Source organism: Acinetobacter sp. YH12072, assembly GCF_013419565.1.
In the GTDB taxonomy this organism is placed as follows: domain Bacteria; phylum Pseudomonadota; class Gammaproteobacteria; order Pseudomonadales; family Moraxellaceae; genus Acinetobacter.
Genome location: NZ_VOZV01000005.1, coordinates 51,220 through 64,099 on the forward strand (window position 1 = coordinate 51,220; position 12,880 = coordinate 64,099).

Consider the following 12,880-nt stretch of genomic DNA (forward strand, 5'->3'; position numbering starts at 1 on the left):
CGCTGCGCTCCTATTTCAGTTTTGGATCTAATGCATCACGTAATGCATCAGTAAACATTGAGAAAGCTGTCACCAGTACCGCCATCGCCACCGATGCCGCAGTCAACTGCCACCATTTGCCTAAAATCAGCTCGCTTTGCGCTTCATTCAGCATACTACCCCATGACACCACACCAATCGGTACGCCAAAGCCTAAGAAGCTGAGAATGACTTCGGACTTGATAAAGGCCACTGCAAGAATGGACATTTGAACCAAAGCGATATGACTGACATTCGGAAAAATATGCACGAAGATACGGCGCATATTGCTTACCCCAATGGCTTTCGCTGCCAGTACATATTCACGTGCAGTATGCTTCATATATTCCGCACGAACCAGGCGGAATACCCCGGTCCAGCCGGTCAGACCCAAAATCAGGATAATCGATAAGATCCCTTTTTGTTGCAGTACTGCTGCAATCGCTAACACCAGCAACAGATAAGGAATAGAAGTAAAGATATTGTAGAACCAGTTCAGCACATCATCGACCCAACCACCGAAATAGCCAGCAATCGCACCAAGTACTGTACCAATCACCACCGCAACCAGCGCAGCAATCAGGCCAACTAAAATCGAAGTTTCTGCACCTTTAATGGTTTTCAGTAGTACATCCTGACCCCATTTATCTGCGCCAAAGAACAGGCTCTGTTTAAGCTCACTACTCTGATCCAGTAACTGCCCCCCTAATTCCTGATCAATGGCTTTCATATCTTCAGCCAGTGGATCGACTACACCATAATAATCAATCACACCTGCGCCCTGTTTAGCAGCAATTTCTGCTTCCAGTTCTGCAATCACATCTTTTAAAGGATCAACTGGATTAACTGGTACTACGGCAGATTCAGTACTTTGATCTTCACCTGCCGCTCCAGGCATAGACGGTGTATAGATAAAACTTGGGGGTGCATAACTCACCGCCACTTCCTTATTCCAGTCCTTGGCAATCACACCTGTCATGGAAAGCAGCAACATCAGCAGATAAAACAGCACCACAAATAGGGAGAACATCGCAATGCGGTCACGTTTCAGACGACGCAACGCCAGCTGCCATAATCCGGTTGAAGCAGACTCAGGCACTGCTGAAGCATGTTGCTCTTTTTTAAATATCGCACTCAGCATAATTCACCTACTTCAACTGTACACGTGGATCGACCCATTTATAGATCAGATCGGCAATCAGGTTAAATAACATGGTCGCAGCCGCAACATAGACCGTAATCGCTTTAATTACCGGAAAGTCAGAACGTTCAACTGCGATAATCACTTCACGGCCAATGCCTGGAATACCAAAGAAACGTTCAATCAGGAAAGCACCGATCAGTAAAGCCGGGAGTCCCGCCATGACATCGGTAATGATTGGAATTGATGCATTACGCAATACATGCACGCCCAGAATGCGGCTTTCGCCCAGACCTTTGGCGCGTGCGGTACGGACATAGTCCTGATTGACTTCATCCAAGACAAAACTACGGTAGAGACGTAAAGTCGGTGCAATACTCACCACCAGCATGATTAATACTGGCAATAGTGCATATTTGAATAAGTTTTCAGTAAAGTTATCGCTCCAGCCCTGTACCGGGAACCAGCTCAGTTCATAAGCCAAGACGTACTGGAATACGATGATATAGACCAGAATACTGATCGACATACCGATGGTACACAGCATCATGATCATGCGGTCAGTCAGCGAACCACGCACTGAAGCCACCCCGAGCGCCAGAATGATTGAAACAATCGTTTGCAGAATCGTGAGTGGAATCAAAATGGTCAGTGATGGCCCCAAACGCGTGGTAATAATCTGGGATACCGACTCACCGGTACTCCAGCTCACGCCATAATCAAAGGTCAAAATCTGCTGGATGAAAATCCACAGTTGTACGTAATAAGGCTGATCGACCCCGAGCTGCTGGCGGATATTTTCAATCTGCTCAGCATTGGCCATTTTACCGGCCAAGATATAGGCCGGATCTCCTCCGACCCAGTTAAATAACAGGAATATCAGCAGAATCACCCCCAGCATGGTGGGGATCATTTGCCAAATCCTTCGAATAATATATGCCAGCATCGCTTTCCTTCCTTGACTTAATGTCCTGAAATTTCATTAAAGAAAGCTTTGCTGTCCGGATCACGGCCCAGAAAATCCTTAACCATCTGATCGCCCGGCTTTTGTCCGCCTTGTGCTAGTACAGTCTCGCGATAGTGCATGCCGACTTTTGGATCCATCAGATGGTCACCATAAGCAGACAACATATCGAGTGCCAGCACTTCAGACCACATATAGCTGTAATAACCCGCCTGATAGCCACCCATCAAGTGTCCGAACTGACCCGGGAATTGCTGACCTGGAACAGAACCCAATGCAGTTTTACTTTCCATATCTTGCCAGAGTTTTAATGGATCAATACTTTTCGCATCTTTACCGTGCAGGGCCATGTCGTACTGAGCATATAAAGTCTGACGGGCATAATGCAGGCCGCGGCCATAATTTTTCACGTTCTTTAAACGTTCGGTCATGGCTTCATCGACACGCGGACAAGCAGGTTCACAGTAATCTGCTACTTTAGATAAAGTCTCGAAACGGCGCGCCCACTCTTCATACATTTGTGAAGGTGCTTCAACAAAGTCACGCTCTACCGATGTGCCTGACTGCTCGGTATAACGGGTTTTCGATAAAATTCCGTGTAGCGCATGACCCATTTCATGTACAAAAGTCTCCAGCTCATTACTGTTCAGACCTTTACGGTTGAAGTTGGTCACCAAAACAGAGACCGGACGGCGATGATTTAAACGGCTGCCACCATAAACGCCCCAGACTGCAGCATGGCCATATTTGCCTTCACGTGGATATTTATCGACATAAAGTCCGCCCATAAACTCACCGGTGGCTTTGTCATGCACGGCATAGTATTCAACTTCATCGTGCCAGGCTTTGACTTTTACCGGCTTGAATTCAATCCCATATAATTCGGAGGATACGGCAAATAACCATTTTTGAGCGGCTTCAGTCGGGAAATAATCACGCAGTTTTTCCTGATCCACCTTATATTTGGCCTGACGCAGTTTTTCACTCCAGTAGCCTTGGCTCCAACGCTCAATTTCTGCTTTTTCCAAAGGAATTTTTAAGGTTTCTGCCTTGAACTGACGTAATTCTTCAACATCCTGCTTTTCTAATGGCGCAACTTTGGCATAGACCTCATCCAGAAAACCATTCACTGCTTCTGGGGTTTTAGCCATACGATCTTTTAAGACAACATAAGCATAGCTGTCTTTATCGAATAGTTGGGCCAGTTCATAACGCAGATCAATAGCCTTTTTCATGTATTCGAGGTTTTTCTCAGTCCCTCGGCGGGTATAGGCAGTCTGATAACGTTTACGAGCTTCATCACTCTCTGCCAGCTCCATAAATGGCTGATATTCCGGATAGTCGAAGCCGAGCAGATAATTGCCCTTTTCATTTTTCTTTAAACCGGCGATATAGCTCGCAGGTAAACCTTTCAGCTCTGCAACAGTGAATTCAACTTTTTCAGGGTTATCACGTACATTCTTGGAATAGTCCTGCCCCAGTTTGGTACTTTCTTCAATAATTTCCTTCAGACGCTTCTGTTTCTCTGCGCTGAGTTGTACCCCGGTTTTTTCAAACTGATTCAGAATATCTTTCAGGAATTTTTCATCGACCGGATCTGTGGCTTTCAGTTTCTTGAACTGGGCATACAGTTTTGGACTCTGATACATGGAAGTCAGGTATTTACTGATTTTCAGCTCACAGTCATCTGCTGCCTGACGCAAGGCCGGATCAGGATCAACATTGCTATATAAACCGATAGGTGAAACAAAATCACCAATCGATGCCTGCAATGTATCCCAAGCTGCCAGATAAGGACGGGCTTCAGCCTTATTTTTGATTTTCTGGCTTTCAAATTTCTGGATATCTTTTTGCATTTTATCCAGATTGGCATCGCACAATGCCGGAATTTCTGCAGCCTTGAATAAAGGCAAAAGCTGGGTTTGGGTCTCTGCCATGACGGTTTGAGATCCCCCGATCATCGCCAGACAGAGTGTGGTAAATTTCAAGTGTTTTAATGTCATCTTCATCTCCAGCTTTTTCTTACTTTTTAGTATCAATATCGATATACATCCATTCTGTGGACAGAATCGGATGGGACTTGTGTCCAATAACATGAGGTTGCGCTAATGCATTACGGTAGGTGCTATACAGCATCATGGTTGGCATATTGACCTCTAGAATACGGGTCATTTTGCGATAAACCAGATCCCGTTCAGGACCCGGTGGCATGCTCTGACTCTGTTCATATAAACGGTCATATTCCGCATGCTTGAAACAGGCATTATTGGTGACATTGACGTTTTTGCCATAGAACAGCTGCATGAAGTTATCTGCATCAGGATAGTCGGCAATCCATGCAGAGCTTTTAAACATGGTTTTACATTGCTTTTCCAGCTTAATGCCTTCAGCAAATGGCATGGCCTTACTGGTCAGTTTGATATGAATATTATCTAGGGTCTTTTTCCAGAATTCGCCCTGTTGCTGACCACGACTGGTATTGGCCGTAATCAGTTCAATCACCAGAGGTTTGCCTTCAGGAGTTCTCCTCCAGCCATCCGCACCGATCTTATAGTTATAGCGATCCAGCAACATGTTGGCTGCCTTGACCGAATATGGCGTACTGGTTTTATAAGCGGGTGAATAGCCTGCAACTCCTGGCGGAATAGGCATGTGTAGTTTTGCACCATCTCCTTTTAGTAATACGCTAATCATATTTTCAACAGAAAAAGCCATTGCCATCGCACGACGTAAGGCAATTTTTTCTGGCGTAAAGCCACCCACCACCGGGTCTTGCATATTCCAGTAATGGTAGTTAATCGATGGCTCCAACATGCGCGACAGCTTGATGCCTTGCTTGACCAGTTCAGGTTTTAACTTGTCACCATCCAATGCCTGCACGACCAGATCGCCGTCGATTTCCACCAGATCCAGTTCATTTTTCTTGAATGACAACATCCGTGATTGGGCTTCTTCAATGACACGCACATCAATGGTGCCGATTTGAGGCATTTTTTTGCCCTGCATCGCACTGACAATCGCCTGGTCTTCTGCACTATTGGCTTTATAATTCCAGACAAAACCACGGTAAGCCGGATTTGGCTTTAAGATAATGCGTGATCCCGGTGTCCAGCGACTAAGTACATAAGGCCCTGTACCGACCGGCTTACTCATTACCCAGCCAGCTTTGTCTTTATACTTTTCAATGACTTCGTGTGCAACTGCGGCAGCTGGACCGTGGGCCAGCAACATCGGAAAGTTCTGATCCGGATTATTCAGCTTGAGTACCAAGGTATAGCGATCTGGAGTCTGAATACCTTCAAATGGATTTTCATAGACTTTGCCATTTTTTTTGGCCATGGCTGTCCATGCTTCCAGCCCTTTGATCCGACCATCCAGCAACCAGCTATTTGGTGAATTAAGCTTTGGATCTAAGAGACGCTTTAGAGAATAAGCATAGTCATAGGCAGTCAGTTCACGTTTTTTACCGCCAAAGACCGGATCATCCGCAAAGTAAATGCCCTTTTTAACTTTAATCGTATAAGTCAAACCATCTGCACTGACCTGAGGCATATCTACCGCAGTCAATGGCACCAGTTTCGCTGGGGAAGCCAGATAATCATAGGTATATAAGGTTTCGAAAATCGCCGAGTTAATCTTGGCCGAATAACGGTCATGGATATAACCGGGGTCGAAACCGGTTTCAGCCGCGGGAAAGACTGTTTTTAAGACTTTATTTGGATTGGCGGGATTGGCAGCCCATGTGGGTGCAGCACCGGCCATCATTAAACTGGCCATTAAAACCCCACTGGCCAGCTTTTTTAAAGCGTTTGTATTCACATTCATACTGGTTCTTAATCTTCTCAAGTTATTTTTTAACAGGTTCAATATCCAGATATTGCCAAACTGCTCTAGTCACCGGATGTGCCTTAAAGCCCTGTACCTGTGGGTGAATCAGCCAGTTACGTACCCGGGTATTGTGCAAAATCCATGGATTATCGGCCTCCATCTGGCGGTTCATCTGCTCATAATATGGAGTGCGTTGCTGAGGCGGCAGTTTCATCGCAGTTTGATACAGCGCGTCATAGGCTTTAGAGGTATAGCAGCTCAGGTTACCTTGCTGGGCATTTGGGCCATACAGCAATTGGGCAAAGTTTTCCCCTTCCGGATAATCTGCAATCCAGGCGCCACCCCACATCATATGTTTGCACTGGGTGGCTTCTTTTAAATTGTCGGCAAAGTTACTGACTTTAAATTCAACTTTTACTCCGATTGCATCCAGGTTCTTTTTCCATAGTTCCGCAGAAATGACGGAAGAACTTGAGCTGGTCGAGTTCATTTTCAGAACCAATGGTTTGCCATCAGGCAAGGTACGATAACCATCGGCGCCTTTCTTGTAGCCAAAACGATCGAGCAGTTTATTGGCGAGTAATGGGTTATAGGCAATACTGCTTCTATAATTCGGGTTATATCCGCCCACGCCTTCAGGAAGAATCATTTCAGCTTTAACAGCATGCCCCTTATATAGCTGCTGGATGGCTTCTTTCTGGTTATAGGACAAGGCAATGGCACGGCGTAGTGCAATTTTTTCCAGTGAGTCTCCACCAATCACCGGATCACGCATATTCATGATGGTATAGGTGATTTCCGGTTCTTTATTCGGATAATGCAGGATGCCTTTTTTCTTGTATTCACTTTTCAGCTGCTTATTTTCCAGTGCCTGTTCAGCGCCACTTGCAGTCAGTTTGTCATAGTCTAATTGTCCAGATTTTAAAGCCAGCCAACGTGATTGTTCTTCTTCAATGATACTGATCTTGACCTTGCCGATTTGCGGCATCTGCTTGCCTTGCATGGCTTTAACAATCCGTTGATCCCACTCTGAACCATCCCCCTTAAAGTTCCAGACAAAACCGCGATAATTTGGATTAGCGGTTAACTCAATGCGGCTACGCGGCACATATTTGTGTAACTGGTATGCCCCTGTTCCGACTGGATGCTGACCTACCCGATCGCCATAATGTTCGATGACTTCGCGTGCAGTGCCAGCAAAAGCGACATAGGCCAGAATGTAAGGAAAGTTCAGGTCTGAACGGGTCAGGGTAATTTGTAAGGTATATTTATCTAGGGCTTTTAAACCGGCAATCGGAGCATCATAGTTAAATTTGCCCGTTTTTTTGGCTTGTTGGATAACTTGATCCGCGCCAAGAATTTTGCCTTCGATAAAGGAAAAAGAAGGCGAATGATTTTTCGGATCCATCACCCTTTGCATGGAATAAATATAATCCCGGGCAACCAGTTCACGCTTCTTGCCCTGAAAGGCCGGATCCGGACTGAAATAAATTCCTGGCTTGATTTTAAAAGTATAAACTTTGCCATCCTGTTTAACCACGGGTAAAGACTCGGCGGTATTCGGAGCCAAAATTGCAGGCCGGGCCAGATAGTCATAACGCAACAAAGGCTCGAAAATGGCCTCAGCTACGCTACCACTATAAAAATTATAGGTTTTGACCATATCAAAACCATCATCAGGTGCTTCGAAAGCCAGGTTTAAAATTTTATCCGGATGTGCAGATGATTTTGCCCAGGCAGTTTGCCCCGAGCTCATAGCCAAGGCCAAAATCGTCATACTAAAAAGTGCTGATTTCAAATTTGTACCTATTCTTTATCTTGAAGTTTTATTGCTATAGGAAGTTTTAAATACATCATCCCATATTTGCTTCAATGGATGGGTCAAAGCTGGACAGATGGAATAAACTGAACAAAGCGAATTTCATGCCATCCTTGCAAAAAATAGGGATTTCTTCCTGTTTTTAACTGAAAAAAGTTTATTTTTATTAATTATTTAAAACATTATGAATAACATAATATTTTCCATGAATCATTAATTAAATTTTTATCCTTAAAATTCTCACTAAAGTTCATTTCGCACAAAAATAACTCAACCCTGTTTCATCTTATTGCACTATTGTATACCTTTAGGTAAACAATAAATAAACACAAGTACTTGTATTATAAATAATTTATTTTAAAAAAATATTGTATATTTTATGTAAAAATTATGCACCATGATTAAACTTTATTCAATTTCCCTCTCATTTTTGGACTACTTTCTTATTCATTAAATATTTATTTATTGCTTTGACAGGGGTCTCACTTCCTTCTTTCTTCAGATTCGATACACAGACTTCTTAATTTTTCTTCAGTATAACTCGACTAAATCAAACCAAATTCAATTAAATTAATATTTTTCAATTACTTAAAAATATAAAAATATAAAATTTTATAAGTTGGCATCCGCCTTGCTTAGATCAACCCAGCACTACTTCACATAACAAAAGGGTGAAATTTACGATGAAAAAAAATAAATTGGTCGGATCTATGGGGGCTCCAACCGTCAGCAAAAGACTACTCAAGTTAAGCGCACTCAGCTTAAGTATGATGTGTCTGCCGCTAGCCCATGCCGAAGAAGCTGCATCTGCTGAACAGCCAACTAAAGTTCAGAAAGTGACAGTGACGGGTTCATCAATCAAGGGGGTTGCTGCACAAAGTTCTTCACCAATCACCGTCATCAAAGGTGAAGATCTTGCGAACCAGGGTGTAACTACTGTTGAAGAAGCTTTAGTAAAAGTCAGCGCCAACCAGGCTGGTTTCTCTACTGCTCAAAACGTAGGTGCAAGTAATACTTCAGGTTCTACAGCCAACTTACGTGGTCTAGGCTCAGACAAAACGCTTGTGCTTTTAAATGGCCGCCGTCTTGCCTATAGTGCATTCAGTACAGATAGTACCAACTTAAACATCATCCCTATGGCGATGATTGACCGTATTGAGATTTTACGTGATGGTGCTTCTGCAGTTTATGGTGCAGATGCGATTGCGGGGGTAATCAACTTCATCACCAAATCTGAATACAATGGCTTAGGCGTTACCGGAGCCTTACATGAAACTGAACATTCAGGTGGTGAGAAACAACAAGCTGCGATCTTCGGTGGTTTCGGTGACCTGGATGAAAATGGCTTTAACGTCATGGGTGTCTTGGACTACCGTAAATCTAACCAGATCCATGCTCAACAGCGTAAAGTCAGCCGCCGTGGTGGTGTAATTCCTGAATTAGGTATTGATGCCGGCTCTGCAAGCGGCTTCCCGGCAAACATCTATGATCCAACCACTGGTTACTTAGGTAACCCATACCCAGATGACTGTAATAATGTTCCATGGTCTTCTCCAGATGACGGCTTCTGTTATCTAAATACGCAGGCTTTAATTGCGATCAAACCACAGGTTGAAACCCTGTCTGCATTAGGGAAAGGGACATTCAAGCTTAATGATTCATTAAATGCGGTTGGTGAATACGTGTTTACACGTTCTGAAGTATCCACTTCAATTGCACCAGACGTTTATGGCCGTACCGTGACTTTACCTTCAAGCAGCCAATACTATCCAGGTAATGGTATTACTCCAGCTATTACAGATGGCGAGTTAAGCGGTGACCCACTTCAACTTTACCTCCGTTCTCAGGCAGGCAACCGTCAAAGTATGTCAACCAATGACTCTCACCGCTTCTTTGCAGGTATTGAAGGTGAGGCATTAGGCTGGGATATCAACGCAGGCGTGTCATACGCGAAAAGTGAAGCAACTGATGAGTTTACAGGGGGTTACTTACATCGTAGCAACCTGCAAACTGCATTGAATGAAGGTCGTATTAACCCATTCGGTCCAGCACGTCCAGGCGATACCCCTTGGGAATCATTTGTGATTAATGGCGAAACTAACATCGCCTCTTTAGAGTCTACAACTGCAGACTTTACAATCAGCCGTCCAATTTTTGAATTACCTGCAGGTGATGTTGGCTTTGCCTTCGGTGGTAGCTTCACGACTCAAGACTGGGAAGCAAAAGTAAACTCTGAAATCGTGGCTCAAGTACCAGGTTCTGGTATTGATCCGAGCAAACCAATCAGTAAGGGTGATCGTGACATCACAGCATTCTTTACTGAATTCCAGATCCCAATCTTGCCAAGCCTGGAAGCTCAAATTGCTGCCCGTTATGATGACTACAGCGACTTCGGTGATACCTTCAACCCGAAAGTTGGTCTTCGTTGGGAACCAATGAAGGAAGTCATGTTCCGTGCATCTTATAGCACCGGTTTCCGTGCACCAAGCTTGTACGAAATCAACGCGCCAATCAGTGAAACCTGGACAGGTGCGAAATACAATGACCCTGTGTTATGTCCAGGTGGCACGCCAGTCGAACCTAAATATCAGGTTGAATGTAATACCCAGTTTAAGCGTACCCAAGGTGGTTCACCTGACCTGCAACCAGAAGAATCTACATCATTCACTGCTGGTTTAGTATTTGAACCAATCAAAAACCTGGTCTTCACTGCTGACTACTTCAATATCGAGATCGATGGTCTGGTAGGTACAGTGGGTGAATCATCAATCTTTGGTAATCCAGACCTTTATGCAGACCGTTTCATACGTGATAGCGAAGGCCGTATCCAGCACATCCGTACTACCCTGATGAACTCTGGCGGTTTAAAAACTTCAGGTGTAGACCTGAGCCTGAACTACCTGACACCTAAAACATCTACTGGTCGTTTCGGTTTCGGTATTGATGGTACTTACGTGATCAATCTGGACTACCAAAGTGAACCAGGCGGTGAATGGTCTGGTCTGGTAGGCAAATATGAAGACCCGGCAGTAGTTCGCTGGAAACATGTTGCCAACCTGAACTGGTCTTATGAAGACTGGAAAATGATCTTTGAACAACAGTTCACTCGTGGTTATGAAGACTACTCTGGCGAACGTGATGTGGGTGACTACACACTTTATAACTTCGCAACAACTTATAAAGGCTTCAAAAACCTGGAGTTGACTGGCGGTATCCTCAACATCTTTGATGAAGAGCCTGCTGCATCTGATGTTCTGGATAACTTCCAATACGGTTATGACCCTCGTTACTCAGATCCTACAGGTCGTACTTACTACATCCGTGGTACTTACAAATTCTAAGACAAGCTTTTTGCAAATACAGCGCCATGCTGTATTTGCAGTATTCATATCATTTTAGCCAAACAAAAAATAATGCAGCTAAATCACCTTCGAAATAAACCGTTATTTCCTGTTTGTCTTAAATTCTAGGAGTCATGATGGGCACAAAGTTTGAAGACTTAGAAAAAAACTCCGCCAAAAAACTGACTGGTATTGGGGTCGTTGTTTTTTTGCATATCCTGGTTGGCCTGGTACTCATGGCTGGTATGGCAAAAGACATTATTAAACCAACGGAACAGCCAGTTGAGCTAATGATTATTCAAGATATTAAGCCGCCTGAACCTGAGCCACCAAAAGAAACACCACCAGAACCACCGAAAATTGTAGAAAAAGTGGCACAAGTGCCTGAGGTTAAACCGGTAGAAAAAGTGGTTCCGGTACAGAAAACACAGCCTACACCAACAGTCACTCAACCGGTTGCAGAACCAACGCCTGTAGCTGCAGCAACACCATCCCCAAGTCCGGTGGCTGCACCAGCTCCAGTTGTTGCAGCGGCACCTGCTGCTCCACCGCAACCAACTGGCGTTACACGCGGCGTATCTCAAGGTGAAGCTGGCTGTAAGCGTCCAGATTATCCACGTGATGCATTAATGAATGAAGAGCAAGGTAATGTGCTGATCTCTGTCTTTGTGAATACCGACGGCAAAGTGAAAGAGGCCAAAGTAAAAAAATCCAGTGGCAGCCGTTCACTTGACCGTGCAGCGTCCAAGGCTTTCAGCTTATGTACCTTTAAACCTGCAATGAAAAATGGTGAACCACAAGAATCTTGGTACGACATTCCCTACGAATTTATCTTGGACTGATCCAGACAACAGATTAAAAACAAAATGAGGAGATTCATTATGAAAAACGCACGACACACTTTAAAAAATATCACTGCTGCAAGTGTCATTGCGGCAAGTACTTTACTACCTTTGCAAACCGTATTTGCTGAAGAATCCCCTACACCTGCAACGACAGTCACTGAAACGGCAACCCCAACTCCTGCGACTGTCGCTGAGCCTACACCGCCAGCACCTGCTGCAGCTGAAAAACCTGCCAGCAACCCTTATGGTCTGGAAGCCATGTGGAAAGAAGGCGACATGGTGTCTAAAGTGACCCTGTTCATTCTGGTGATCATGTCGATCGGTACCTGGTACATCATGATCACCAAGTGCTTGCAACAAGGCAAGATTCGCAAACAAGCCAAAGAAGCAGAGCATCAGTTCTGGGAATCTTCTTCTCTGGATAATGCAGCGCAAAATCTGGATGAAGCCAGCGTATATCGTTTTATCGCTGAAAAAGGCATCAAGTCAACCAAAAACCATGGCGGTACTTTACTAGAGCGTATCGACTTTAATACCTGGGTTACGATTTCTATTTCACGCGCAGTCGACAAGATTCAAAGCCATCTGAGTGGTGGTCTGGCCTTCCTTGCTACAGTCGGTTCTACAGCACCTTTCGTAGGTCTGTTTGGTACCGTTTGGGGTATTTACCATGCACTGACTGCAATTGGTATTTCAGGACAGGCATCAATCGATAAAGTTGCTGGTCCGGTCGGTGAAGCACTGATCATGACTGCAATCGGTCTGGCTGTGGCAGTTCCGGCAGTACTTGGTTACAACTGGTTAACTCGCCGTAATAAAGCTGTAATGGAAGAAGTTCGTACCTTCGGTTCTGATCTGCATGCTGTACTACTGAGCGGCGAAATCAGCTCAAACAATCCTGTTCACCGCGACACAAAATAAAAA

8 protein-coding genes are annotated in these 12,880 nt (G+C 44.5%); 3 read left to right on the top strand and 5 right to left on the bottom strand.

Features of this window, described 5'->3' with window-relative positions; translation table 11 throughout:
* Positions 1 to 10 precede the first annotated feature (10 nt).
* The 5 genes from FTU19_RS03655 to FTU19_RS03675 are packed head-to-tail and all read right to left on the bottom strand — an operon-like array spanning position 11 to position 7,728.
* On the bottom strand, positions 11 to 1,159 hold the full coding sequence (locus tag FTU19_RS03655) for an ABC transporter permease (RefSeq protein ID WP_180130131.1): 1,149 nt from the start codon (positions 1,157 to 1,159) through the stop codon (positions 11 to 13).
* A 7-nt stretch (positions 1,160 to 1,166) separates the two neighbouring features.
* Complete coding sequence (locus tag FTU19_RS03660; protein WP_004783323.1) at positions 1,167 to 2,105, bottom strand: ABC transporter permease; 939 nt, start codon at positions 2,103 to 2,105, stop codon at positions 1,167 to 1,169.
* Positions 2,106 to 2,122: 17 nt separating this feature from the next.
* Positions 2,123 to 4,126: a M3 family metallopeptidase gene (locus FTU19_RS03665; protein ID WP_180130133.1), complete on the bottom strand. Its 2,004-nt coding sequence runs from the start codon at positions 4,124 to 4,126 to the stop codon at positions 2,123 to 2,125.
* 19 nt (positions 4,127 to 4,145) lie between these two features.
* On the bottom strand, positions 4,146 to 5,948 hold the full coding sequence (locus FTU19_RS03670) for an ABC transporter substrate-binding protein (protein WP_180130136.1): 1,803 nt from the start codon (positions 5,946 to 5,948) through the stop codon (positions 4,146 to 4,148).
* A gap of 22 nt (positions 5,949 to 5,970) precedes the next feature.
* Positions 5,971 to 7,728, bottom strand: coding sequence for an ABC transporter substrate-binding protein (locus tag FTU19_RS03675; protein WP_159123547.1), 1,758 nt, complete (start codon positions 7,726 to 7,728; stop codon positions 5,971 to 5,973).
* A 725-nt stretch (positions 7,729 to 8,453) separates the two neighbouring features.
* Between FTU19_RS03675 and FTU19_RS03680 the strand changes: the two genes are divergently transcribed.
* The 3 genes from FTU19_RS03680 (at position 8,454) to FTU19_RS03690 (ending at position 12,877) form a co-directional block, all read left to right on the top strand.
* A complete protein-coding gene (locus FTU19_RS03680; protein ID WP_180011936.1) occupies positions 8,454 to 11,111 on the top strand; it encodes a TonB-dependent receptor in 2,658 nt (885 codons plus the stop codon).
* A 137-nt stretch (positions 11,112 to 11,248) separates the two neighbouring features.
* The gene (locus tag FTU19_RS03685; protein WP_180130139.1) at positions 11,249 to 11,953 is read left to right on the top strand and encodes an energy transducer TonB; all 705 of its coding nucleotides are present in this window, start codon (positions 11,249 to 11,251) and stop codon (positions 11,951 to 11,953) included.
* 39 nt (positions 11,954 to 11,992) lie between these two features.
* A complete protein-coding gene (locus tag FTU19_RS03690) occupies positions 11,993 to 12,877 on the top strand; it encodes a MotA/TolQ/ExbB proton channel family protein (RefSeq protein WP_179992868.1) in 885 nt (294 codons plus the stop codon).
* Positions 12,878 to 12,880: the final 3 nt, after the last annotated feature.

Excerpts from the sequence above, each read along its gene's own strand:
- FTU19_RS03655 (WP_180130131.1), bottom strand. The coding sequence starts at position 1,159 with ATGCTGAGTGCGATATTTAAAAAAGAGCAACATGCTTCAGCAGTGCCT.
- FTU19_RS03660 (WP_004783323.1), bottom strand. The coding sequence starts at position 2,105 with ATGCTGGCATATATTATTCGAAGGATTTGGCAAATGATCCCCACCATG.
- FTU19_RS03665 (WP_180130133.1), bottom strand. The coding sequence starts at position 4,126 with ATGACATTAAAACACTTGAAATTTACCACACTCTGTCTGGCGATGATC.
- FTU19_RS03670 (WP_180130136.1), bottom strand. The coding sequence starts at position 5,948 with ATGAATGTGAATACAAACGCTTTAAAAAAGCTGGCCAGTGGGGTTTTA.
- FTU19_RS03675 (WP_159123547.1), bottom strand. The coding sequence starts at position 7,728 with ATGACGATTTTGGCCTTGGCTATGAGCTCGGGGCAAACTGCCTGGGCA.
- FTU19_RS03680 (WP_180011936.1), top strand. The coding sequence starts at position 8,454 with ATGAAAAAAAATAAATTGGTCGGATCTATGGGGGCTCCAACCGTCAGC.
- FTU19_RS03685 (WP_180130139.1), top strand. The coding sequence starts at position 11,249 with ATGGGCACAAAGTTTGAAGACTTAGAAAAAAACTCCGCCAAAAAACTG.
- FTU19_RS03690 (WP_179992868.1), top strand. The coding sequence starts at position 11,993 with ATGAAAAACGCACGACACACTTTAAAAAATATCACTGCTGCAAGTGTC.